The sequence below is a fragment of the uncultured Oscillibacter sp. genome, assembly GCF_910584465.1.
Lineage (GTDB): Bacteria > Bacillota > Clostridia > Oscillospirales > Oscillospiraceae > Oscillibacter.
The window spans coordinates 1-23,964 of the sequence record NZ_CAJUBK010000013.1; the positions used below are offsets into that span (position 1 = coordinate 1).

The window sequence follows — 23,964 nt, forward strand, 5'->3', positions numbered from 1 at the left end:
CTACGCCGGGGAGCGTCCCCCGGCCCTGTCCACCACCAAGGCGGACCGGGCCGCCCACGGCTTCGGCCTCACGGGGATGCGGGAGATCGCGGAGCGCCTGGGCGGCTCCCTGGAGACCCGGGCCATGGGCGGGCGCTTTGAGCTGATCGCCTGCCTGCCCCTGGACGGCGGGGTCAGGGCCCCTCGTACTCCTCGCCGGTGAGGGCATTGAAGAAATAGCAGTCCCAGATGGAGACGGCCTCTCCGGTCTCCTCGTCCTTGATGCCGTCCACTTCCTCCATGATGACCCGCCAGGCGGGGACCAGGGTGCCTCCCTGAGAGGTGAGGACGTACTCCAAAGAGACCTCGTGGACCACCACGTCACAGCCCCGCTCCTCCATGTCCGCCTCGAACTTTTCGGCGATGCGCTGCCGGGCCTCGGCCTCCGTGGGCATGTCGATGCGCTCCCCGGTCTCCACGATCTCCAGGGGCGCAAAGGCCTCGAGGAAGGCGATGCCCTTGTGGTCATAGAGGGCGGAGGCCTTGGTGCCGCTCCCCCTGCAGTTCCGGATGCCCTCCCGGGCGATGGTGATCCCGTCGTACTGGGCCCGGAAGACCAGGAGATAGCACTCGTCCTCCTCGGTCCAGGTCTCGGACTCGAGATGGTGACACCACGACTGGGTGTCCTTCTCCATCTCACGGAGGACTTCCTTGGAGAGGCGGTAGATCTCCACGTTCTCCAGATGGGGGAAGCCCATCCGGTCCAGAGCGGCCCGGACGGCGTCCTCCGCCTCCTGGGCGGCGGCGAAGGCCAGGTCGCCCTCCTGGGGGGCTAGGTCCACGTTGTCAAAGAGGAAGCACATCCCGATGTCGGCGGAGTGCTCTGACACGACCATGCTGTACTTGTCGTACCAGGGCACATGGTAGTAGGCCATGTAGTTATCCATGCCGGACCCCACGGTGAGGAAGGCGCCGGGGCCCCAGCCTCTCTCCCAGCCCCCGGGACCGCTGTGGAAGGAAATATCCGTATGCCCGCTTTTGGTCGTATGAGGCCCGTCCCCCATGGTGATGGGGTCCCCCACCTCGGTGAAGAGCATGGACTTGAGGTCCTCCACGTCGAACTGGACCCGGCGGGCCTCCAGATGGTCGTAGCACACGGCGTCCGGGGCGTCGTACCCCTGCTCGAAGGCGTCCCCGGCGAAGATCAGCCGGGCCTCCTCCGCCGGGGCGGATCCCTCCGCCGGGGCGGGCGGCTCCGCCTGGGCGGCCCGGACGGCGCAGCCCGTTTGCACCAGCAGGGACAGCAGCAGCAGGGCAAGGATGAAGCGTTTCATAAACATACCTCCTTTTTTGATCGACGCCCGGTGGAGCGCCTGTCCCCATCCTCTCACAGATCCGGGGGAGAGTCACCCTATGCTTCGTAGAGCGGCGAGATCCCAGGCGCTCTCCCGCGCGTAGACGGGAAAACAGCCTGCGGCCCTTGGGGCCGCAGGCTGTTCAGTCTGTCGAACTGTCGAAAAAGGGGGCCGTCCCGCGGGGACGGGCCTACCGGATCTCCCTGGCCTTGACCCGCAGGCGGTTCATCGCGCGGGCCAGGGCGGCCTGGGCAAGCTGGTACTCCTGGCGGCTCTTTTGCTGGAGCATGGCCTCCCGGGCCTCGTCGGCCTCCCGCCGGGCGCGGGCGGCGTCGATCTCCTCGGGGCGCTCCACGGAGTCCACCAGGACCAGGACCTCGTTCTTCTCGATCTTCACCATGCCGCTGGACACCGCCGCCAGCTGGACGGGGCCGTCCGGCGTCTGATAGCGCAGGGTCCCCGGCAGGATGGCGGCGATCATGTCGCTGTGGTGGGCCAGGATGCCCTGCTCCCCGTCGCTGGTGGGGATGGTGAGCGAGACGCAGGGGCCCTCGTAAAAGTTCTTGTCCGCCGCCAGGATGTGGACCTGGAAGATCTCCATCACAACTCACCTGCCTCGATCTTCTTCGCCTTCTCCACCACGTCCCGCCAGGTGCCCACGTTGTAGAAGGCGGCCTCCGGGTACTGGTCCAGCCCGCCGTCCACCAGCTTCTCGAAGCTCTCCAGCGTGTCCTCCAGGGACACGTACACGCCGGGGATGCCGGTGAACTTCTCGGCCACGGTGGTGGGCTGGGCGAAGAACCGCTGGAGCCGCCGGGCCCGGGCCACGGTCCTGCGGTCCTCCTCGCTGAGCTCGTCCATGCCCAAGATCGCGATGATGTCCTGGAGCTCCATGTACTTCTCCAGGATCTCCTGGCACTTCCGGGCGATGCGGTAATGCCGCTCCCCCACCACGTCGGCCTCCAGGATGCGGGACGACGAGGCCAGGGGGTCCACCGCCGGATAGATGCCCTGCTCGGAGATCTTCCGGCTCAGGACGGTGGTGGCGTCCAGATGGGCGAAGGTCGTGGCGGTCGCCGGATCGGTCAGGTCGTCGGCGGGGACGTACACCGCCTGGACGGAGGTGACGGAGCCGTTCTTCGTGGAGGCGATCCGCTCCTGGAGCTCGCCCATCTCGTTGGCCAGCGTCGGCTGATAGCCCACGGCGGAGGGCATCCGGCCCAGGAGGGTGGACACCTCGCTGCCCGCCTGGACGAAGCGGAAGATGTTGTCGATGAAGAGGAGCACGTCCTTATGCTCCTTGTCCCGGAAGTGCTCCGCCATGGTCAGCCCCGCCAGGGCCACCCGCATCCGCACGCCCGGGGACTCGTTCATCTGGCCGAAGACCAGGGCCGTCTTCTCGGACACGCCGCTCTCCCGCATCTCCCGCCAGAGGTCGTTGCCCTCCCGGCTCCGTTCGCCCACGCCGGTGAAGATGGAATAGCCGCCGTGCTCCGTGGCCACGTTGTGGATCAGCTCCTGGATGAGGACCGTCTTGCCCACGCCCGCGCCGCCGAAGAGGCCGATCTTGCCTCCCCGGGGATAGGGCTCCAGCAGGTCGATGACCTTGATGCCCGTCTCCAGGATCTCCACCGCCGGGCTCTGCTCGTCGAAGGCGGGGGGCTTGCGGTAGATGCTCCTGGTGGGCGTGCCCTCGGGCATCGGGCCCTCGCCGTCGATGGGCTGGCCCAGGACGTTGAACATCCGCCCCAGGGTCGCCGTGCCCACGGGCACCTCGATGGTCCGCTCCGGCACGTCCACGGCCAGGCCCCGGGCCAGGCCCTCGCTGGGGGACAGCATGATACAGCGCACCGTGTCCTTCCCGATGTGCTGAGCCACCTCCATCACCCGGAGGCTGCCGTCCTTCTCCACGGTCAGCTCCTCCCGCAGCTTGGGGAGGGCGCCGTTTTGTATCTCCACGTCGATGACGGGGCCGGATATTTGTACGATGATCCCTCGTTCCATGCTCTTACCTCCCCTTCTTCCGGCGCTGGGCCCTGGCCCCGGCGGAGATCTCCGTGATCTCCTGGGTGATGGCCGCCTGCCGGACCCGGTTGTACTCCAGGGACAGCTCCCCCAGCAGCTTCCCGGCGTTCCGGTCCGCGTTGTCCATGGCGGTCATCCGGGCGTCCTGCTCACAGCAGAAGCTGTCGATCAGGGCGCTGTAGATGAAGCCGGTGACATAGCTCCGGATGATGCTGTGCAGCACGGTCCGCACGTCCGGATAGAACTCGAACCGCTCCGTCATGGCCCAGCCCCCCTCGGGGGACCCGGCGAAGTGGGTCCTGTGGAGGGGCAGCAGCCGGGTGCCCCTGGCCTGGAAGCTCATGGCGCTCTCCATGTCCGTGTAGATGACGAAGATCTCCTTCAGCTCCCCCCGCTCGAAGCCGTCCATCAGCAGTGCGCCGATCTCCCGGGCCCGGGCCATGGTGGGGTTCTGGGCCGTGTAGAGGAAGCTGTGCTCGATGGGGATCTTCCGCTGGTCGAAGAACCGCCGCCCGTACTCCCCGACCACGAAGAGCTTCGTGTCCGGGTGGCGCTCCAGGAGCGTCTGGGCCTCCCGGATGGCGTTCTGGTTGTAAGCGCCCGCCAGGCCCTTGTCGGCGGTGATCAGCAGACAGCCGTAGGTCCCCTTCAGGGGCGTGTCGTCCCCCACCGGGTAGAAGTAATGGCTGTCGACGTTGTAAGCCGTGTGGAAGATGCGCTTGATCTCCCCCCGCAGGGCCTCGAAATAGGGCCGGGTCTGGTCCAGCTCCTGCCGGGCCCGCTGGAGCTTGGTGGAGGCGATGAGGTACATGGCGTTGGTGATCTTCCGGGTCTCGCCCACGCTCTCGATGTGGGTCTTGATCTCCTTCGTCCCCGCCATGTCACGCCCCCTGCTCCCCGCCGAAGCTCTCCCGGGCCTCCCGGGCCAGGGAGACGAGCTCCTCCCGGTCCTCCGCCTCCATCTGGCCGGTGAGGTCGATCCGGCTGCAGAGGTCCGGGGCCTCCTCCTCCACGGTGCGCAGGAGATGGGCGCGGAAGGCGTCCATCCGCTCCAGGGGGACGTCCTGCATCACCCGGGCCATGGCCGCCGTCAGGATGGCGACCTGCTGGTGCTGGGACAGGGGGGCGTACCGGGGCTGGCGCAGCAGGCGCATCAGGCCCTGGCCGTAGGTCAGCTGGCGCTTGGTGGCGTCGTCCAGGTCGCTGGAGAACTGGGTGAAGACCTCCATCTCCCGGTACTGGGCCAGGTCCAGGCGCAGTGTGCCGGAGGCCCGCTTCATGGCCTTGGTCTGGGCGTCGCCGCCCACCCGGGACACGGAGAGGCCCACGTTGACGGCGGGCCGCTGCCCGGCGAAGAACAGATCCCCCTCCAGGAAGATCTGCCCGTCGGTGATGGAGATGATGTTCGTGGGGATATAGGCGGACACGTCCCCGGCTTGGGTCTCCACGATGGGCAGGGCGGTCATGCTGCCGCCGCCCAGCTCCTCGCAGAGGTGGGCCGCCCGCTCCAGCAGGCGGGAGTGGAGGTAGAACACGTCGCCGGGGTACGCCTCCCGGCCCGGAGAGCGCTCCAGGAGGAGGCTCAGCGTCCGGTAGGCGATGGCGTGCTTGCTGAGGTCGTCGTAGACGATGAGCACGTCCCGGCCCTGGCGCATGAAGGACTCCCCCAGGGCGCAGCCCGCGTAGGGCGCGATGTACTGGAGGGCGGCGGAGGCGCTGGCGGGGGCGCTGACCACAGCGGTGTACTCCATGGCCCCCCGCCGGGTCAGGTCCTCCACGATCCGGGCCACGGAGCTGGCCTTCTGGCCGATGGCGACGTAGATGCACACCACGTCCTTGCCCTTCTGGTTCAGGATGGTGTCCAGGGCGATCGCGGTCTTGCCGGTCTGGCGGTCGCCGATGATCAGCTCCCGCTGGCCCCGGCCGATGGGGAACATGGAGTCGATGGCCAGCAGCCCCGTCTCCATGGGCGTGTCCACGCTCTGGCGGTCCAGGATGCCGGGGGCCGGGGCCTCGATGGGCCGGTATCCCTCCGGGATGATCTTGCCCTTGCCGTCGACGGGCACGCCCAGGGCGTCCACCACCCGGCCCAAATACTCCTCGCCCACCGGCATGCCGGCGGTCTTCAGCGTCCGGCGGACCATGCTGCCGGCGGAGACATCGTCGCTGCCGCCGAAGAGGATGCAGCTCACGCCGTCCCGCCGCAGGTCCTGGACCATGCCCTTCACGCCGGAGGCGAACACCAGGATCTCGCCGTACTGGGCGTGGTCCAGGCCCTTGACCGTGGCGATCTCGCCGTCCACCGTCACCACCTCGCCGATCTCCTCGGGGATGACGCTCAGGGTCCAGTCCTCCACCGCCTGGCGCATCAGGGGCAGGATGTCGTTGGACCCGGCCTCCAGCTGGCGCAGGTAGTCCCGGAACTGCCGGACCCGGCCCCGGAGGGTCCAGTCATACACGTCGGAGCCCACCTGGAGGCGGAAGCCCCCGTGGATGGACTCGTCCATCTCCCAGTGCAGGGGGACCTTCCGTCCGTACTTCTCCGCGATGAGCTGCTCGAACCGGCGCAGCTGCTCGGCCGTGGGGGAGACGGAGCTCCGCAGCTCCGCCTTCAGCGTGCCCCTACTGGTCCTCATGCTGCTCGCCTCCCTCCGCCAGATCCAGGAACTGGTCGAAGAGGTCCATGTCCGCCTTCACCGTCAGCTTCTTCACCGCCCGCACCGTCAGCTCCCGCAGCTCCCGCTGGGACTCCCGCATCATGCGCTCCCGGCTGCTGGCGGCCTCGGCCTGGGCCTTGGCGATGATCTGCTCGGCCTGGGCCTTCTGCTCCTCCACGGACTGCTGGACCGCCGCCTGGGCCTTGGCCCGGGCCTGGCGGATCTCCTCCTCCGCCCCGTCCAGCTTGGCCTGATAGGAGGCCTTCAGCGCCTCGGCCTCCTCCAGCTTCCGGGCGGCCTGTTCGTCCAGCTCCCGGTAGTGGGCCTCCCGCTTCTCCATGAACTGCTTCACCGGCTTGTAGAGCAGGAGGTACAGCCCGCCGGTGAGGATGACCAGGTTCATCCAGTGCAGCAGTATCTGCTGCCAGTCTACATTCAGGGGGATATTCACGCCGTCCACCTGCCTTACAGCACGAAGATGATCAGGATGACCGCCAGCAGCGCGTAGATGATGGCCGTCTCGATGAACACCAGGCCCAGCATCAGTGTGGTGCGGATCTTGCCCTCGGCCTCGGGCTGGCGGCCGATGCTCTCCGCCGCCTTGCCGGTGGCCATGCCCATGGCCAGCGCGCCGCCCATGGCGGCGATGCCGATGCCCACGGCGGAGGCGATGGCCTTCCAGTTGGCGGTGCTGGCCTCGGCCAGGATCTCGGTCTGGGCCTCGGTCTGGGGCGCGGCGTCCTCCCCCGCGGCGAAGGCGGGCACGGCCAGCATCAGGGACGCCAGCACGGTCAGCGTCAAGATCAGCAGTTTCTTCATCAGCTCGTTCATCAGGATGTACCTCCGTTTATGTGATGTGATATGTGAGATAGGTTTATCATGAAGGGCCCTGTCAGGCGCGCTGCCGTCCGCTCCCCTTCGGCTTCGGCAGGGAGGGCTCGGACACCTCGCCGTAATACAGCGCCGTCAGCATGGTCAGCACGTAAGCCTGGATCAGCGCGTGGAGCAGGGTGAACATCACGCCCACGATCACGGGCAGGACGAAGCTGAGGTGCACGTAATAATACACCAGCTCCGTCACCAGCAGGCCGCTGAGCAGCGCGCCGAAAAGGCGGAAGCTCATGGAGATGGGCAGGGAGAACTCCTTGAGGGTCTTCCCGATGCCCCGGACGCCGTTCGCGGCGATGCCGCCGGAGAGGATCACCAGGTAGGAGAACGTCCCCATGGCGATGGCGGCGTTCACGTCGGACAGCGGGGCGGGCAGGGTGATGGGGTGTCCGTGGACCGTGACGGCCTGGAGCCCCAGCAGCTCGAACAGCGTCCCCACGAAGATGTAGGTCCCGGCGGAAAAGACGTAGGCCCCCAAGAAGCCGCAGCGGTGGGGGCTGCTGCCCCGCGCCATGCCGCTGAACAGGCCGACGGCCTCCTCCAGCAGGAGCTGGAGCTTCCCCGGCGTATAGCGGAACCTGGGGATCGCGAAGATCCGGATGCATGCGGCGGCGGCCAGCAGGATCAGCGTCACCGTGAACGCGGAGATCAGCCCCGGGTCCACGGTCTTGATCCCGAAGAGTCCGATCTGGTTCACGTCATGGAGCACCGCGTCCCGCATGGCCTCCTTCACGGTCTCCGTCCGGCCGGGAGACCCGGCGAGCAGGGCGCCGGTCAGCAGCAGCACGACCGCCGCCAGCCACAGCGCCAAGCCCTTTTTGTGTCGTTTCATCAGCTTATCCCTTCTCTCCGTGGCCCGTGCGCCCGAGCCGGCGGACGCACTGCCAAGATCATACGGTTTGATTATAGTCATTCCGCCGGGAATGTCAAGACGCGGGCCCTCGAAAACGGTTACGCATTTCCTTTCCCTCTCAAATCGTCCCGTATTTTTAACATGTTCTTTATGCCCGCCGGAGGGTATGCGGATATGGGGAGAGGGGACCTCCCGGGCCCCTCTCGTAACGCTCTTCCTCCCCGTCGATGCAGTCCCCTCTACTTTTTCGACAGGCCGAGGGACCCTCCCGGCCCCTCCTGCGGCGCGCCGCCTCCCCGCCGAAGGATGCGGGGATCTTATCGCTGGGGACAGCGTGTGCGGGAGGCCCTTCCCGGACCTCCCGCACCATCCTCCCGATCCCCCGGCCATCACTGGCCCAGGTATATCTGCGTATAGATGCCCACGAAGTGCAGGACCGCTCCTGCCAGGACGAAGACATGCCAGATGCAGTGATCGTACTTCCTCTTCCCGGCGAAGGGGATCATCCCCAGGGTATAGGCCAGCCCGCCGGCGAAGATGAACCACAGCAGCGTCCGGCTGTGCAGGTACATCCGGGGCAGGAAGACCAGGCCGCTCCAGCCGATGAGGAAGTACAGCGTGAAGTGCAGCGCCCGCCAGCGGCCGGGGCCGAAGGCCATCACGATCGCCACGCCGGTGAGGATCACCGCCCACTGGACGCAGAACAGGACCACGCCCGCCGTCCCGCCCAGGTAGAGCAGCAGGATGGGGGCGAAGGTGCCGCCGATCAGCAGGTAGATGGACGTATAGTCGAACCTGCGGCAGACCCGCTTGGCCCTCGAACCGGCGGGCATGGCGTGGTAGACGCAGCTCATCAGCATCATCAGCACCATGCTGATCCCGTACACGCAGGAGGCCAGCACCTCCCTGCCGCCGCCGGAGCGGACCAGCAGCAGCGTCAGCGCCGCCGCCGCGCCCAGGGCCCCCAGGCCGTGGCTGGCGGCGTTGAAGGCCTCCTCCCCCAAAGTCAGCCGGGGAGGCTCGTTCCGGGCCTGGACCCTGGCCCGGCGCACCGCCCGCAAGCGGGCCCGCTGTATCTGCTGTTTCGTCAAAACCGCCTCCATAGTGCTCCTCCTCAGCCTGCGCTGCAGCGTCCATATCTTTTAATCTAGTTTTCAATACTATATTATACGATTTCACTTTATATTGCAAGTAGTTTTTGCGAAATATTTTCGTCTATTCCAGCTGACCTGCATTTTAGCACAAAGAAGATGAGAAATCTTTAGTCAAAACAACGAAAACCGTGTGGGCCTCCCCCGCGTCTCGACGTCTTCCGGCGCAAAAACGCCGCCGGGGAGCTCCCCGGCGGCGTACGCTGTGGTTCAATCCTCTTCCAGTCCCGCCATGCTCCTCTTGAACTGGACGGCGAACATGGACGCGGTGGTGCTCACCGCCAGGAAGTCCGCCACCGGCTCCGCCAGGAAGACGGCGAACGCCTTGTCGGCAAAGAAGTTCGGCAGGATATAGATCAGGGGGATCAGCAGGATGATCTTCCGCAGCACCGCCAGGAACAGCGACGTCTTGGCGTTCCCCAGGGCCACGAAGGTCTGCTGGCAGGCGATCTGGATGCCGAAGAGGCAGGTGGTGCCCATGTAGATCCGCAGGGCCCAGGCCGCGTACTCCACCAGCGCCGGATCGTTGTTGAAGATCAGCACGAACATCCGGGGGAAGCTCTGCACCAGCAGCCACAGCACCGCGGAATAGATGACGCAGGCCCTCAGCAGGCACCGGAACGCGTCCCGGACCCGCCGGGCGTCCCGGGCGCCGAAGTTATAGCTGACGATGGGCTGGGCCCCCTGGCTCAGGCCCTGGAGGGGCATCATGGCGAACTGCATCATGCTGGTCAGCACCGTCATGGCCCCCACCGCCACGTCCCCGCCGTATCTCAGCAGCGAGGAGTTGAAGCACACGGCGATGAGGCTCTCCGTGGACTGCATGATGAAGGGCGACAGGCCCAGGGCCAGGGAGGGCAGGAACACCTTGGGCCGGAGCCGGAGGTCCGCCCTGCGGAGCCGCCACTTGGTCTGGGGCCCGGTGAGGAAGCGGAGCACCCAAGCGGCGGAGACCGCCTGGGAGAGGATCGTCGCCAGGGCCGCGCCCCGGACGCCCAGGCCCAGGCCGAAGATGAAGATCGGGTCCAGCACCGTGTTCAGCCCCGCGCCGATGAGGACGGTCTTCATGCTGACGGTGGTGAAGCCCTGGGCGGTGATATAGGCGTTCATGCCCAGGGTCACCTGGACGAAGAGGGTGCCCAAGGAATAGATCTTCATGTAGTCCAGGGCGTAGCCGATGGTGTTCCCGCTGGCCCCGAAGGTCCGCAGCAGGGGCTCCGCGAAGCCCTGGAAGACCACCGTCAGCACGGCGGAGGAGGCGATCAGCAGGGTGAAGCTGTTGCCCATGATCTCCTGGGAGCCCTCCAGATCCCCCCGGCCCTCCTGGATGGAGGCCCTGGGCGCGCCGCCCATGCCCACCAGCGCCGCGAAGGCGGAGATGATCATGATCACCGGCAGGCAGACCCCCACGCCGGTGAGGGCCAGGGCCCCCACGGTGTCCACGGGCTGCATGTGGCCGATATAGACCCGGTCCACCAGGTTGTACAGCATGTTCACCACCTGGGAGGTGATGGTGGGCAGGGCCAGGGAGAGCAGCAGCTTCCCCACCGGGCCGCTGCCCAGGTCTACGCGCTTTCGGTCCATTTCGATCGCTCCTTTTTCATGTCAGTGCCTCCGTCTCCCGGAGGACCCGCTCCAGCAGGTCCAGGAACACGGCCTGTTCCTCCTCCGACAGGCCCGCCAGCAGGCGCCGCCCGCAGGCGGCCTGGATGGCCTGGGCCTCCCGGGCCAGGGGGCGGCCCGCCTCCGTGATGTCCAGGTGGACGATCCGGCGGTCCTCCCCGTCGGCCCGCCGGGCCAGGATGCCCCGGCCCGTCAGCACCTCCACGGCCTGGGAGACCTGGGATTTCGCCAGGCCCCGGAGCTCCGCCACGTCCCGGGCGGTGTCCTGGCCGGGATGGTTCGCCAGGAAGAGGAGGACGTGGACCTCCCGCATGGACAGGCCCGTCCGCTCCAGCAGGGGGAGGAACCGGCGGTCATAGTATCTGCGGAACCTCTGGGGCAGACGGGTGAGCTGGGAGATGGTGATCATGGGCCGCCCTCTTTCGTTCTTTTTTAAACTGTTCTTTTGAGAACTATCTGAGCATAACACAGACCGTCCCGCCTGTCAAGGGACGCTCCGCCCTTTTCGACAGCCGGAGGACCCGGCCGGAGCCGGGTCCTGTCTCATCTCGGTCACTTCATCAGACCGCACACCAGGTCGGTATAGCCGGCGGGATCCTCCAGGGGCAGTCCCGCGATCAGCAGGGCCTGGGCATACAGCAGCGCGGCATAGTCCTTCGCCTTCTCCGCATCCGCCGCCACGGCGGCCTCCAGGGCCCGGAACACCGGGTGCTCCACGTTCAGCTCCAGGATGCGCTCCGCCTTGATGGCGGCGTCGGGCTGGACCGTCTGGAAATACTTCTCCATCTCGAAGCTCAGGCCCTCCCCGGCAGTGAGGCAGACGGGGTGGGACTTCAGCCGGGCGGAGGCCCGGACCTCCTTCACCTTGTCCCCCAGGGCCTCCTTCACGAAGGCGAAGGTCTCCTTGTGGGCCTCGGCGGCTTCTTCGGCCTTCTTCTCCGCCCCTTCCTCGATCTCCTGGTCCAGGACGGAGCGGAACTCCTTGTCCTTGTATGTCCGGATGGTCTGGGCGCAGAACTCGTCCACCTCCTCGGTGAAGTAGAGGATCTCCGTCCCCGCGTCCCGCAGGCCCTCGGTCTGGGGGAGCTTGTCGATCTTGTCCGGCGTCTCGCCGGCGGCGTAGTAGAGGTACTTCTGGTCCTCCTTCATCCGGGAGACGTACTCGTCCAGGGTGACGAGCCTCTTCTCCGTGGAAGACCAGAACAGCAGCAGATCCTGGAGCAGGTCCTTGTGCCGGCCATACTCGTTCACCACGCCGTATTTGATCTGGCGGCCAAAGTTTTTCCAGAACTTCTGGGCATAGCCCTCCCGGTCCTCGGAGAGGTACTTGCTCAGGTCCGCCTTGATCTTCTTCTCCAGGTTCGCGGCGATGACCTTGAGCTGGCGGTCGTGCTGGAGCAGCTCCCGGGAGATGTTCAGGCTCAGGTCCGGAGAGTCCACCACGCCCCGGACGAAACGGAAGTGCTCCGGCAGGAGGTCCGCGCACTTGTCCATGATGAGCACGCCGTTGGAATAGAGCTGGAGGCCCTTCTCATAGTCCTTGGTATAGTAGTCGAAGGGCGCCGCGCCGGGGACGAACAGCAGCGCCTTATAGGTGACGCTGCCCTCCACGGAGACGGGGATCACCCGCTGAGGGTCGGTATAGTCGCGGAACTTGTCCCGGTAGAACTTGTCGTACTCCTCCGCCGTGACCTCGCTCTTGGCCCTCTGCCAGATGGGGACCATGGAGTTCAGGGTCTCGACCTCCGTATAGGTCTCATACTCCGGCTCCTCCTCGGGGGAGCCCTCCTTCTTCCGGGTCTTGGAGACCTCCATGCGGATGGGGAAGCGGATGTAGTCGGAGTATTTCCGCACCAGCTCCTGGAGCCTCCAGCCCTCTAAGAACTCGCCGTACTTCTCGTCGTCCGTGTCCGGCTTGATGTGCATGATGATGTCGGTGCCCACGGTCTCCTTCTCGCACTCGGTGACGGAATACCCGTCGGCGCCGGAGGACTGCCACATGTAGGCGCTCTCCGCCCCGTACTTCCTCGTCACCACGGTGATGTGGTCCGAGACCATGAAGGCGGAGTAGAAGCCCACGCCGAACTGGCCGATGACGTCGGTGTCCTTGGCGTCGTCGCCCAGCTCCTGCTTGAACTTGTAGGAGCCGGAGGAGGCGATGACGCCCAGGTTGTTCTCCAGATCCTCCTTGTCCATGCCCACGCCGTTGTCGGAGACGGTTAGGGTCCGCGCGTCCTTATCCACGGCGATCTCGATCTTGAAGTCCCCCCGGTCCATGCCCACCGCGTCGTCGGTGAGGGCCTGGTAGCACAGCTTGTCGCAGGCGTCGCTGGCGTTGGAGACGATCTCCCGGAGAAAGATCTCCTTGTGGGTGTAGATGGAGTTGATCATCAGATCCAGGAGCCGCTTGGATTCCGCTTTGAACTGCTTCTTTGCCATGATGTTCGATGCACTTCCTTCTTCATATTTTATAACAACACTAAAATATAGCACAGCCTCCATGGAAAATAAATGACCATTTTGTAAATTCGCGCCCAAACCGGTTGTTTGTCCGCCCGGTCGAGAGTAGAATGTAGGGTAACAAAAAACGACAGGACCGGCAAAGGAGTTCGAGCATATGGGTTTTTTCCAAAAGATCGGCGGCGCGTTCGCCCGCTTCATGTACGGACGGAACGGATGGGATCAGCTGAACCAGGCGCTTTTCCGGGGCTACCTGGCCCTGTGGATCGCGGAGATCGTGTGCGGCCTCCTGCGCTGGGGGCTGGCGGCCCGGGTCCTGGAGGCGGTGCTGTTCTCCCTGATGCTCATCATCTTCTTCCGCATGTTCTCCAAGGACCTGTACCGGCGCCGGACGGAGAACCAGAAGTGGGTGAACTGGTACTGCGGCATGAAGAACCGGAACGCCGGGGCCAAGGCCCGTCACGCCGACAAGGAGCACAAGTATTTCACCTGCAGACAGTGCAGGACCATCTGCCGGGTCCCGGTGGGCAAGGGGAAGATCGTCATCACCTGCCCCAAGTGCGGGGCGCAGATCCAGGCGAAGACCTGAGGAAGGAAGATGGGCCACGGGTGCCGTTTGGTTTTGTATCGTTTGCCGTTTCATCTATCGTGTATCCTGCTCTTCTTTCAACCAGCTTTCGATCATGGAGATCACTACGTTATTGAAGCTGGTCTCATTTTTCACGGCGATCTCATTTATGCGCTCAGCAAGGGAGCATTTGATATATAATGTTTTATAGACAGCCTTTTCCCCGGCAGGTGGCTGTCTCAATTCAAATCTCATGTTTTCACCTCAAGACCGCAAAGCTCCCAGCACCTTTTGTCATATTATTGACACCGCCTTTTCGCTCATGATATCACGTCTTCTTTTTGGTGTCAATAAGATGCCTTTACTTTTTTCCTTCATGATGTCATAATGACATCAAAGGGAGGTCCCCGACATGAAAGATCACGATATCTATACCAAGGACGACCAGACACGTTTCACCATGCGCATCAATTCTGAATTGTTAGAAAAGATCAAAATAGAAGCAGCGAAAAGCAAGCGTTCAACCGCTAAACAGATCGAATTCATCCTGGAACAGTATGTGGAAGCCCTTCCCTCAGAATGATGGCATACAGGTCACGGACCACGCGTCCGCTTCCTGCCGAGGCCGCTTTCGATCGTCCTCACATGATGGATAGGCAAGACGCGGCAGTCCCCCGACTGCCGCGTCTCAGCCTGTCGAAAACGTCTTTTCGACAGGCTGAGCAAGTTTTCAGGACTTTTTTGAAAGTCCTGAAAACTTTTTTATTGAAAACGAAAGGGACCCCTCCTGGGTCCCTCTCGTAACGCTCCTCCTTCCCGTCGGTGTGGTCCACGCTCCTTGTTCGACACTCTAACGCGGCAGTCCCCTCATCCCAGGGCCACATCCAGCACCATCATGATGAGGAAGCCCCCCACGAACCCGCAGGTCCCGGCCCGGCTGTGGGCCTGGGGCACCAGCTCCTCCACCACGACATACAGCATCGCCCCCGCGGCGAAGCTCAAAAGCCAGGGCATCAGCGGGTGGGCCCAGGCGGCGATCAGCACCACCAGGATGCCGAAGACCGGCTCCACCGCCCCGGACAGCATCCCGCCGCTGAAGGCTTTCAGCCGCCCCTGGCCCTCCTGCCGCAGGGGCAGGGCCACCGCCGCCCCCTCGGGGAAGTTCTGGATGCCGATGCCCAGGGCCAGCGCCATGGCCCCGACGGCCCCCTCGCCGCCGGCCGCCAGGGCGAAGGCCAGGCCCACCGCCATGCCCTCCGGCACGTTATGTAGGGTGATGGCCGTCATCAGCAGCGTGTTCTGCCGCCACGCGTCACAGACCTCCTTCCCCCGCCGCAGGCGGGGCAGCAGCGCGTCCAGCGCCGCCAGGAACACGACCCCCAGCAGCATCCCCGCCGCCGCCGGGAGCCAGCCGGGGACGCGCCCCTCCTCCGCCGTCTGCTCGATGGCGGGGAGCAGCAGGCTCCACACGGAGGCCGCCGTCATCACCCCGGCGGCAAAGCCCAGCATCGCTTTTTGGAACCGGGGCCTCGGCTCCCCGGAGAGGAAAAACACCATGGCGGCGCCCAGGGTGGTCATCAGGAACGTGAAGCCCGTGCCCAGGGCGGCCCAGCCAAGAGACCGCATCATATCCATCAACGCCTTCTGTCTTGATTCGGGCCTCCGGGCCCAAGGGCCCCGGAGCGACCGTATGCCAGTATAAGCGGAGAGGTCAGAAGTGGTGCTTGCTTTCCCCCGCGGGGCGTGGTATACTGGAGGCGATCCGATACGAGGTGAAGGGACTCATATAGGCCCGCTGTATGGCGCGGGCGTTTCTACGGGGCCGCCGAAGGCTCTGCTATGGGTGTCTGTACGGAAAGGGGGGAGCGTCCCCCTGCCCGCGCAGATGTCCTTTTTGTTTTTGTATCGGCAAACTTGAAAAGGAGCCATCGTCATGTCGATCACGATCTTGAAGGGCACCATCGTCTCCGCCCCGGCCCTGGGGCGCCTGGAGATCACGGAGGGCGGCTTCCTCGTGGCCGAGGAGGGGCGGATCGCCGGCGTCTTCCCCGTCCTGCCGGAGCGGTACGCCGGGGCCGCCGTGGAGGACTGGGGGGACGCGCTGATCCTGCAGTCCTTCGCGGACCTCCACCTCCACGCGCCGCAGTATCCCATGCTGGGCTGCGGCATGGACCTGCCGCTCCTGGAGTGGCTGGACACCTACACCTTCCCCGCCGAGGCCCGGTTCGCCGACCCGGAGTACGCCCGGACGGTCTACCGCCGGCTGGCCCGGGAGCTCATCGAAAACGGCACCACCCGGGTCTGCATGTTCTCCTCCCTCCACCGGGAGGCCACGCTGATCTTGATGGAGGAGCTGGAGCGGGCCGGGGTCACGGGGTACGTCGGGAAGGTGAACATGGACCGCAACGGCATCCCCGCCCTCCAGGAGGGCACGGAGGAGTCCAAGCGGGAGACCCTCCGCTGGCTGGAGGAGTGCCAGGGCTTCCGTTGCGTCAAGCCCATCGTCACCCCCCGCTTCACCCCCTCCTGCACGGACGGGCTGATGGAGTTCCTGGGGGAGCTGGCGCAGGAGCGGGACCTGCCCATCCAGTCCCACCTGTCGGAGAACACCAGCGAGGGGGCCTGGGTGCGGGAGCTCCACCCGGACTGTGAGCAGTATTGGGAGACCTACGCGAAGTACGGCCTCTGGAACAGCCGGACCCTGATGGCCCACTGCGTCTGGTCCGACGAACGGGAGCGCTGCGCCATGAAGGACGCCGGGGTGACGGTGGTCCACTGCGCGGACTCCAACCAGGACCTCTGCTCCGGCGTGGCTCCGGTGCGGGCGATGCTGGACGAGGGGCTGAAGGTGGCCTTGGGCAGCGACATCGCCGGAGGCGACCACCTGAGCATGTTCGACGTCACGGCGGCGGCCATCCGGGCCTCCAAGGCCCGGCGGATCCTGGACGGCTGGGAGACGGCCCACCTCACGGTCCCGGAGGCGTGGTACCTGGGGACCTCCGCCGGGGCGGCGTTCTTCGGGGAACGGCCGGGCTTCGCCCCCGGGAACGCCCTCCACGCCGTCGTGCTGGACGACAGCGCCCTCCCCCAGCCCCACGCGATGACGGCGGCGGAGCGGCTGGAGCGCTGCGTCTACCGGCGGCAGAGGGACGCCGTCCGGGCGGTCTGGAGCGAGGGGAGGAAGGTCTTCTCCGCCGGATGAGCCGGTTTTCAGGACCCTCAAAAGATCTTGAACGCCCCCGGATCTGACGTGCGCGGGAGGCCCGGGAAGGGCCTCCCGCGCACGTCCTCCCTCCCCGTTGGACCGGGCCTCCTCTTTCTCGGCCGTATGGGACCAAGCCCCGCCTCTAAAAAGAGGCGGGGCTTGGTCCTCCTTCAACGGCCCACACGGCCCTATGGCGCGATGTACGACGAGATCGGGGACCCGTCCGCCAGCATCCACTCATCGGGGCAGGTGTCCGAGGCGTCCTGCTCCAGGGGGTGCAGCTCGCTCCAGCCCTCGTCCAGGCCGAAGGCCGTGCCGGCCCGGACCGCCGTCCGGCCGTAGACGTCCCGGATGACCACCGCCGTCTGGAGCGCGTCCCCGGCCTCCACCGGGACCTCCCGGGCCGGGAAATAGAAGGTGAGGAGCTCCCGGCTCCTGTTGCCGTCCGCGTCCTTCTGCTTGAGGCCGTCCACAGCCTCCCACTGCTCTCCGGTGAGGACGTCCGTCTCCTCCTCCACCACGCCCGGCGACGGGACGAAGACCGCCCACTCCACCAGCTTTTTGTTTTTGAACAGGCCCACCCGCACGGCCTCCGCCTCCGCCGCCGGGACGGTGCTGAGCGCGTCCGGCATCGAGCTTGGGTCGCAGTCCAGGAAGCCCCACGCATCGTCCTCCAGCGCAATCTTACCGTCCCGGACCTCATGGAAGGCCAGGGCGTAGTCCGCCCGCGCCGCCGGGAAGGTCCGGCCGTACAGGCCCCGGTAGGTGTCCAGGATCTGGGTCTGGCGGGTCTCGTCCGGGTAGACGAAGTCCACGCTGAGGACGATCGTCTCCTCCAATCCGCAGTACAGCTCGGCATCGAACGACTGCCCGGCCCCGTAGGTGCCGACTCTCTGGTCGCGGTCCCCGGCATAGAACTCCGCCCGCATCCCCTCCACGAAGGTCTTCGGCACGGCGTAGACCGAGAACTTCGCGCGGTTCCCGGCCAGGTTCACGCGCTGCAAGGACGTGCCGTGATCGGCGGTGACGCCGTTCTGGGCCTTCAAGATCTCCTCCACCCGGCGGGAGATGCTGCCGATCTGCCCGTCCACATCGGTCTGCACCTGGCCGATGGACGCCTGCAGACGGTCATAGCTCCGGCTCAGGTCCTCCAGCTTCCAGTAAAACCCGAGGAGGATCATGCACAGGCACACCGCCTCCGCCACCACCGAGATCTTCACCGCCGCCAGCCGCCCGGAGGACAGCTGGGGCTTGGGCGCGTACCGGGCGGCCAGCTCCTCCACCATTTTCATCTGCGCCTCCGTCAGCTCCCCCCCTCCCGGGGACGGTCCCTCCTCCACGCCCAGCAGCCACCCTACGGACACGCCGAACAGGCGGCTCAGGGCCACCAGCTTCTCCACCTCCGGCAGGGCGCCGTCGGACTCCCACTTATAGATGGACTGCCGGGACACGCCCAGCTTCTCCCCCAGGGCCTCCTGGGAGAGGCCGAGCTCCTTCCGCTTCCGGGCCACGCGCCGGCCGGTGGTCATGGGGCATCCCTCCTTCGTGGGTCCAATGATAGCAGGCCCGGCGGGGCATTTGCCACCAACCGCAGACATCCTTCCTGCTAACTGCGGGTTTACATCCCCGGGAAACAGCCCGGTCCAGGGCGGACCGGGCCGTACCTCACTCCTCTCCTCTTTGGACGGCGGAGCCCCCCAGGCCGAAGTCCTGCTCGGCGCTGCCGGTGTCCCGGCGGAGCATGTGCTCCATCACCCGGATGTCCGAGTCCACGTCCATGGCGTCCGCCTTGTACAGCTCGTCCAGCTGGTGCTCGAAGCCCTTGACGATGGAGTCCATCGTCGTCTCGATGCGCTGCTTCGCCTGGCGGAGGTTCTCCCCCTCCACCCCGGCGGCCTCGAACGTGGCGTAGGAGTCCAGCAGCTTCTGCGTGGTGGGCAGGTAGTAGTTCAGGAAGGTGTCGATGCGGCCCGCCTTCCTCGGGTCCTCCTCCACCGCCCGGAAGATCTTGGCGGCGATCTCCTCCAGCCGGTCGATCTTGGCGGAGAGGACGGGGTCCGCGATCTGGTCGTTGGCCCGGCGGATGTTCCGGAGGATGCCGGAATAGCCCTCCTCCGCCTCTTTCGGGGGCGGGGACGCGGCCTCCGCCTCCTCCTGGACGGCCTCCTCGAACCGCTGGCGGAACGCCTCCCCCGCGCCGCTGGAGCGGAACAGATAGCCCAGCTCCACGTTGAGGTAAGCCTTCCCGCCGAAGTAGCCCTTGTCGATCATCTTCTCCAGGTCCTTCTCCACCCGCCGCTCGGAGTAGCCCAGGGTCCGGGCCAGCTCGTCGATGGGCACCGCCTCCCGGTCGCCCATGACCAGGAGGTACTTGGAGAAGCGTTTCAGCTGCCGGTCCATGGAGAGGCCCTTGAACAGCATGGCCCCGCCTCCGGCGGCGAAGGCCAGCCCGCTCAGGAAGTCCTCCACCCACCAGAAGTCCTGGAGCCAGCCGTATATCAGCGCCGCGCTGAAAGCGTCGCCCATAGCAAGACAGCCGATGACCGCCAGTATCGCCCCCAGCAGCTTCAGCCACCGGGCGGTGGACCGCTTCGTCGCGGGGGACTTGGTGACCTTCTTCACCGCCTTGACCGCCTTGGCCTGCTGGCGCGGCTGGGCCTGCCCGCGGGCCTGTCCCGCGTCCTCCCGGAGGGGCGGGGCCTCCTGGGCGGGCCTCTTCTCGTCGCTGCCGAAGAGCTTGCTGAACAGCAGCAGCAGGCCCACGGGCCACACGAAGATGAACGCCAGGACGATCAGCATCCAGCTCCAGTCCTCTTCGGACCTCCGATCCTTGTTTGCCATGGTTCAGCCCTCTTCCTCTTTCAGCTTCCGTTTGTTGCCCTGCTCGTCCACGATGTAGGTGTTGTCCAGCTGGCTCTTCAAGTCCCCCAGCACCGCGTCGATGTAGGCCTGGCGGAGGACGGCCCGCTCCTTCTCCTCGTCCGGGGTCAGGCCCACGGACCGGGCTTTCCGGGCCAGCTCGTTGATGCGGTCGATCTGCTCCTGCTTCATGCCTCTTCCCCCTCCGTTCCCCGCTCGAATACCAGGTCGATCTCCAGGACGCTGCCGTTCATCTGCTGGGTGGGGATCCACCCGGCGTAGCGCCAGCCCTCCGCCGCACGGCGGAGGATGGCTTCCCGGTGATCTAAGGTCTTCCCCACGAAAAAGCCCCTGTCGGCGGCGATCGTCTCGAACTCATATCTCAGCATCCCAAAGCCCTCCATATCTTACATACGGTGCCCGCGCCCGCCGTTCTTCAAACATAGACCTGCAGCACGATGGAGATCCGCCCCTTCCGGGTCAGGCCCCCCACCTCGCTGAGCTCGAACTTCCCAAAGCCCCGGGCGGACACCACGTCCCCCGCCTCCAGCAGCTTGTCCGGCTTCACGCACTCCCGCCAGTTCAGCTGCACCTTCCCGCTCCCGATGAGGGCGGCGGCCTTGCCCCGCGCCAGCCGGAAGCCCGACGCCGCCACGGCGTCCAGCCGCAGGGAAGACACGGTGTCCCGGACCTCCTTCCGCACCGGCGCCGGGATGTGGAGGCCGTCCGGCTCGACGGCCGAGACCCGGAGCTTCATCCGCCCGGCGGAGGTCCAGCTCTGCAGGAGGGCCCCCGCGACGCTCTCCAGCACCAGCACATCGGCGCTGTCCGGGCCGACGAGGATGTCCCCCACCTTCTCCCGGACGATCCCCAGGCCCATCAGGCTCCCCAAAAGGTCCCGGTGAGTCAGGCCCCCGTCTTTGCGGGAGGAGGCGGGCCCCTGCCAGGAGGCCCGGAGGCACCGGATGGGGCTCTCCGCCCCCTCCGCCTCCAGCCAGTCCGGCAGGAAGAGGAGGATCTTCCGCTCCGCCCCCTCATAGCCGCCCTGGAGGACGTACCCCGTCTCGCGGACGCCCGCCAGGCGCAGCAGGTCCAGGGCCTGCGCCTGCTGCTGGGGGCTGAGGAAGTCCGTGGCGGCGGGGATGTCCCGGGCCGCAGCCCGCTCCGCCCTGTCCAGGACCTTCGCCAGGGCCAGCCGGTCCTCCCCGGCAAGGCCCAGGCGGTCCAGCAGCGCGCCCTTATCCATGGCGCAGCTCCTGGGTGCGGACCAGGGCGGCGTAGGCCCCGTCCCTGGCCATCAGCTCCTCGTGGCCCCCCAGCTCGACGATGCGCCCGTCCTCTACGACGGCGATGCGGTCCGCGTTCCGGACGGTGGAGAGCCGGTGGGCGATGATGATGGTGGTCCGGCCCCGGGACAGCTTGTCGAACGCCTCCTGGAGCTTGGCCTCCGTCACGCTGTCCAGCGCCGACGTGGCCTCGTCCAGGATCAGGACCGGGGGATCTTTCAGGAAGATGCGGGCGATGGAGATGCGCTGCTTCTGCCCGCCGGAGAGGAGCACGCCCCGCTCCCCCACGTAGGTATCGAACCCGTCGGGCATCGCCACGATGTCGTCATAGATCTCCGCCAGACGCGCGGCCCGGGCGACCTCCTCCTCGGTGGCCCCGGGGCGGCCGTAACGGATGTTCTCCAGGATGCTGGCGGCGAAGAGGAACACGTCCTGCTGCACGACGCCCACGTTCCGCCGCAGGGACTCCTGGGTCACCTGCCGCACGTCGCAGCCGTCCAGGCGGACGGCCCCCTCGGTGACGTCGTAGAACCGGGGGATGAGCTGGCACAGCGTGGACTTCCCTCCGCCGGAGGGCCCCACCACCGCCAGGGTCTCGCCGGGGCGGATGTGGAGGTCCACGTCCCGCAGCACCGCCAGGTCCCCCTGGTAGGCGAAGCTGACATGGTCCACGTCGATGCGCCCCTCCACCCGGTCCAGGACCTTAGCGCCGGGGGCGTCCCGGAGGGCGGGCTCCTCCCGCATGATCTCGATGAAGCGGCCCAGGCCCGCCGTGCCGTTGGCGAAGAGCTCGGCAAAGTTGGAGAGCTTGCGCACCGGGGTGACGAAGGCGGTGATGTAGAAGCTGAACGTGGTCAGGTCGATGACGTTCATCTCCCCCTCCATGATCAGCAGGCCCCCGGCGGCGATGACGGCGGCGGAGAGGATGCACATGAAGAACTCCATCGAGGCGTTGAAGCGGCCCATGGCCTTGTGGAAGGCCCGCTTGGAGGTCTTGAAGGTGGCGTTGGAGCTGTCGAACTTCCTCAGCTCCGCCCCCTCGTTGGCGAAGGCCTTCGCGGTGCGGATGCCGGAGAGGCCGGACTCGATGTCGGAGTTGATGACGGCGGTCTTCTGCTTCACGGCGGCGGAGGCGGCGCTCATGGACCTCCGGCAGGACCAGACCACGGCGAAGAAGACCGGCACGATGCAGGCGATGACCAGGGCCAGCCGCCACTGGATCGTGAACATGACGATCAGGGAGCCCACGATGGTGACGCCGGAGATGAAGATGTCCTCCGGCCCGTGGTGGGCCAGCTCCGTGATGTCGAAGAGGTCCGCCGTCAGGCGGCTCATGAGCTGGCCGGTGCGGTTCTTGTCGTAGTAATCGAAGCTCAGCTCCTGCATGTGGCGGAACAGGTCGTGGCGGATGTCCGCCTCGACGCAGATGCCGAAGGTGTGGCCCCAGTAACAGATGACGTAGGTCAGCATGGACCGGAGGACGAAGGCGGCGAAGACCACCGCCATCACCGCGAAGAAGGTCCTGTAGGCGCTTTTGGGCAGCAGCTCGTACATGCACCAGCGGGACACCGCCGGGAAGGCCAGGTCGATGAGGGAGATCATCAGCGCGCAGCCAAGATCCATGATGAACAGCCGCCGGTGGGGCCTGAAATAGGAGAGGAAGATCTGCAGGGCAGACTTTTGCCGGAAGTCCTGGGTCGTCATAAAGCGATGCTCCTTCGTCATAGGTCGATACAAAGGATATGATAACACAGATCCCGCCGCCGCGCAACAAAATATCCCCGGACACACACGGTGCATCCGGGGATATCCGATCCTCAGGTCCGAGAGGGGCGTCAGGCGTTGGCCAGGAACTCGCCCTTCATATAGCCGCTGGTGGTCACGCCGCCGCTGGCCACGAAGGTGATCTCATACCAGTCGTTCCCCGCGCTGGCCACGATCTGGACGGAGCCGCCGTTGGGGACGGTCGCCAGGATGTCATGGTCCGTGCCGGGGCCGGAGCGGACCCGGACGCCGTTGCCGCCGTTGACGACCACGGCCTTGCCCGTCTTCAGCGAGCCGCCGCCGGAAGACGGCGCGGGGGACGAGGTCCCGGTGCTCCCGCCGCTGCCGGTGCTGGGCGCGGGGGCGGAGCCGCCGGTGACCCGGACGATGCAGACGGCCTTCTTGGTCCCGTCCGTGACCACCACGTTGGTGGTGCCCTTGGACACGGGAGTGACCGTGCCGTCGCTGGCCACGGAGGCGATGGAGGTATCCTCGCTGATCCAGGTGTACGTGCCGGTGCCGCCGGAGACCCGCAGCTTCACATCGCCCGCGGAGACCGACCGGGTGAAGTCCGTGCTGCTCAGGGTCAGCCCGCCGGGCAGGGCCGCCGCGGAGGCATAGCTCATGCCGCCGCTGGTCCCGCCGCCGGAGGAGATCCCGGCGTCCCCGGCGTTCCCGCCGGCGCCGCCGCTGCCTTCCGGCATACTGCCGGACCCGGCGCCGCCCTCCGGATCTTCGCCCTCCGGGTCCCCGGCCGCCGGATCTGCCGTGCCGCCGGCGTCATCGCCGGGCACGCTCCCGGGCCCGGCGGGAGGCTCGACCGGCGCCGTGACGTCCGTCTTGCCGGTGTCGTCGGCGGGGTCCTTGGCAAATTTATCGGCGATCTTATCGCCGTAGAGCAGGTAGACCAGCAACGCCGTCATCAGCACGATCAGCACGATCAAGATCGGCGTCACGATGCCGTAAGAGCTCCTGCCGCCCCGGCCCGAGCTCCGCACGCCCTCCCGGAGGATGGGGCGGCGGGCAGGCTCCTGCTGTTCCTCCTCCCAGAATTCGTCCTCCTCGCAGAACGGGCAGTTCTTATAGGTGTCGGAATATCTCTCCCCGCAGACGGGGCAGCGCTTCATTGCCATATCGGTCCTCCCAAGTGATCGAATCATGAAAAAGCGTGTCGCTTTCAGTACAGCCGTGTCTTATATCATAGCGATCTTCCCTTCCGCCGTCAAGTGCGGGCCCGCCAAAATTTGTGAATTTTCTGGGTCCTCCTTGCTTTTTCGCGCGGGAGCCATAT

General features: G+C 66.2%; 25 protein-coding genes and 1 riboswitch. Of the genes, 4 read left to right on the forward strand and 21 right to left on the reverse strand.

The window, feature by feature from the left end; all coding sequences use genetic code 11:
- Positions 1-202: GHKL domain-containing protein (locus QZ332_RS05025; protein WP_295763156.1), on the forward strand; the 202-nt coding region annotated here is incomplete at its 5' end.
- Here the strand turns inward: QZ332_RS05025 and QZ332_RS05030 are convergent.
- The 12 genes from QZ332_RS05030 to htpG form a co-directional block, all read right to left on the reverse strand.
- Positions 174-1,313 (reverse strand): hypothetical protein, encoded by a 1,140-nt coding sequence (locus QZ332_RS05030; protein WP_295763159.1) that lies wholly within the window; start codon positions 1,311-1,313, stop codon positions 174-176. The two genes, QZ332_RS05025 and QZ332_RS05030, sit on opposite strands and share 29 nt — an antisense overlap.
- A gap of 211 nt (positions 1,314-1,524) precedes the next feature.
- A complete protein-coding gene (gene atpC, locus QZ332_RS05035; protein ID WP_295763161.1) occupies positions 1,525-1,935 on the reverse strand; it encodes an ATP synthase F1 subunit epsilon in 411 nt (136 codons plus the stop codon).
- Complete coding sequence (gene atpD, locus QZ332_RS05040; protein ID WP_295763164.1) at positions 1,935-3,338, reverse strand: F0F1 ATP synthase subunit beta; 1,404 nt, start codon at positions 3,336-3,338, stop codon at positions 1,935-1,937. The genes atpC and atpD overlap by 1 nt, the downstream gene beginning before the upstream one ends.
- Before the next feature lie 4 nt (positions 3,339-3,342).
- Positions 3,343-4,239 (reverse strand): ATP synthase F1 subunit gamma, encoded by an 897-nt coding sequence (gene atpG, locus QZ332_RS05045; RefSeq protein WP_295763167.1) that lies wholly within the window; start codon positions 4,237-4,239, stop codon positions 3,343-3,345.
- Position 4,240: 1 nt separating this feature from the next.
- Entirely contained in the window at positions 4,241-5,995 is a 1,755-nt protein-coding gene (gene atpA / locus QZ332_RS05050) for a F0F1 ATP synthase subunit alpha (protein ID WP_295763169.1), read from the reverse strand.
- Positions 5,982-6,467, reverse strand: coding sequence for an ATP synthase F0 subunit B (locus tag QZ332_RS05055; protein ID WP_295763172.1), 486 nt, complete (start codon positions 6,465-6,467; stop codon positions 5,982-5,984). The genes atpA and QZ332_RS05055 overlap by 14 nt, the downstream gene beginning before the upstream one ends.
- Before the next feature lie 14 nt (positions 6,468-6,481).
- Positions 6,482-6,688 carry an ATP synthase F0 subunit C gene (locus QZ332_RS13795; protein WP_363323997.1) on the reverse strand — a complete coding sequence of 69 codons (207 nt, stop codon included), beginning with the start codon at positions 6,686-6,688 and terminating at the stop codon, positions 6,482-6,484.
- A 220-nt stretch (positions 6,689-6,908) separates the two neighbouring features.
- Positions 6,909-7,736: a F0F1 ATP synthase subunit A gene (locus QZ332_RS05065; protein WP_295763178.1), complete on the reverse strand. Its 828-nt coding sequence runs from the start codon at positions 7,734-7,736 to the stop codon at positions 6,909-6,911.
- A 410-nt stretch (positions 7,737-8,146) separates the two neighbouring features.
- Positions 8,147-8,860, reverse strand: coding sequence for a hemolysin III family protein (locus QZ332_RS05070; RefSeq protein ID WP_295763180.1), 714 nt, complete (start codon positions 8,858-8,860; stop codon positions 8,147-8,149).
- A gap of 258 nt (positions 8,861-9,118) precedes the next feature.
- Positions 9,119-10,492, reverse strand: coding sequence for an MATE family efflux transporter (locus QZ332_RS05075; RefSeq protein WP_295763183.1), 1,374 nt, complete (start codon positions 10,490-10,492; stop codon positions 9,119-9,121).
- Between the two features lie 16 nt (positions 10,493-10,508).
- Positions 10,509-10,940 (reverse strand): MarR family winged helix-turn-helix transcriptional regulator, encoded by a 432-nt coding sequence (locus tag QZ332_RS05080; RefSeq protein ID WP_295763186.1) that lies wholly within the window; start codon positions 10,938-10,940, stop codon positions 10,509-10,511.
- 143 nt (positions 10,941-11,083) lie between these two features.
- Entirely contained in the window at positions 11,084-12,970 is a 1,887-nt protein-coding gene (htpG, locus tag QZ332_RS05085) for a molecular chaperone HtpG (protein ID WP_295763189.1), read from the reverse strand.
- Between the two features lie 178 nt (positions 12,971-13,148).
- On the opposite strand from htpG, the gene QZ332_RS05090 reads away from it, so the two are divergent.
- Positions 13,149-13,580: a hypothetical protein gene (locus tag QZ332_RS05090; protein ID WP_295763192.1), complete on the forward strand. Its 432-nt coding sequence runs from the start codon at positions 13,149-13,151 to the stop codon at positions 13,578-13,580.
- Positions 13,581-13,634: 54 nt separating this feature from the next.
- On the opposite strand, the gene QZ332_RS05095 is transcribed toward QZ332_RS05090, so the two are convergent.
- Positions 13,635-13,814 carry a hypothetical protein gene (locus QZ332_RS05095; RefSeq protein ID WP_295763195.1) on the reverse strand — a complete coding sequence of 60 codons (180 nt, stop codon included), beginning with the start codon at positions 13,812-13,814 and terminating at the stop codon, positions 13,635-13,637.
- Positions 13,815-13,971: 157 nt separating this feature from the next.
- Between QZ332_RS05095 and QZ332_RS05100 the strand changes: the two genes are divergently transcribed.
- The gene (locus QZ332_RS05100) at positions 13,972-14,142 is read left to right on the forward strand and encodes a hypothetical protein (protein WP_295763198.1); all 171 of its coding nucleotides are present in this window, start codon (positions 13,972-13,974) and stop codon (positions 14,140-14,142) included.
- Between the two features lie 284 nt (positions 14,143-14,426).
- On the opposite strand, the gene QZ332_RS05105 is transcribed toward QZ332_RS05100, so the two are convergent.
- Positions 14,427-15,185, reverse strand: coding sequence for a ZIP family metal transporter (locus tag QZ332_RS05105; RefSeq protein WP_363323998.1), 759 nt, complete (start codon positions 15,183-15,185; stop codon positions 14,427-14,429).
- 136 nt (positions 15,186-15,321) lie between these two features.
- A riboswitch (purine riboswitch) is annotated at positions 15,322-15,419 on the forward strand.
- Positions 15,420-15,492: 73 nt separating this feature from the next.
- Here QZ332_RS05105 and QZ332_RS05110 point away from each other — a divergent pair.
- A complete protein-coding gene (locus QZ332_RS05110; protein WP_295763202.1) occupies positions 15,493-16,761 on the forward strand; it encodes an amidohydrolase family protein in 1,269 nt (422 codons plus the stop codon).
- Between the two features lie 191 nt (positions 16,762-16,952).
- Here the strand turns inward: QZ332_RS05110 and QZ332_RS05115 are convergent, their stop codons facing one another.
- The 7 genes from QZ332_RS05115 to QZ332_RS05145 form a co-directional block, all read right to left on the reverse strand.
- Positions 16,953-18,293, reverse strand: coding sequence for a helix-turn-helix transcriptional regulator (locus QZ332_RS05115; RefSeq protein WP_295763205.1), 1,341 nt, complete (start codon positions 18,291-18,293; stop codon positions 16,953-16,955).
- A 136-nt stretch (positions 18,294-18,429) separates the two neighbouring features.
- Complete coding sequence (locus QZ332_RS05120) at positions 18,430-19,605, reverse strand: 5-bromo-4-chloroindolyl phosphate hydrolysis family protein (RefSeq protein WP_295763207.1); 1,176 nt, start codon at positions 19,603-19,605, stop codon at positions 18,430-18,432.
- 3 nt (positions 19,606-19,608) lie between these two features.
- A complete protein-coding gene (locus QZ332_RS05125) occupies positions 19,609-19,815 on the reverse strand; it encodes a DUF896 domain-containing protein (RefSeq protein WP_295763210.1) in 207 nt (68 codons plus the stop codon).
- Positions 19,812-20,012, reverse strand: a complete 201-nt coding sequence (locus tag QZ332_RS05130; protein WP_295763213.1) for a DUF4177 domain-containing protein — start codon at positions 20,010-20,012, stop codon at positions 19,812-19,814. Before QZ332_RS05130 ends, QZ332_RS05125 begins: the two co-directional genes overlap by 4 nt.
- 47 nt (positions 20,013-20,059) lie before the next feature.
- A complete protein-coding gene (locus QZ332_RS05135; protein ID WP_295763216.1) occupies positions 20,060-20,869 on the reverse strand; it encodes an RNA-binding protein in 810 nt (269 codons plus the stop codon).
- Entirely contained in the window at positions 20,862-22,613 is a 1,752-nt protein-coding gene (locus QZ332_RS05140) for an ABC transporter ATP-binding protein (RefSeq protein WP_295763219.1), read from the reverse strand. The genes QZ332_RS05135 and QZ332_RS05140 overlap by 8 nt, the downstream gene beginning before the upstream one ends.
- A gap of 131 nt (positions 22,614-22,744) precedes the next feature.
- Positions 22,745-23,806 (reverse strand): SH3 domain-containing protein, encoded by a 1,062-nt coding sequence (locus QZ332_RS05145; protein WP_295763222.1) that lies wholly within the window; start codon positions 23,804-23,806, stop codon positions 22,745-22,747.
- Between the last annotated feature and the right edge of the window lie 158 nt (positions 23,807-23,964).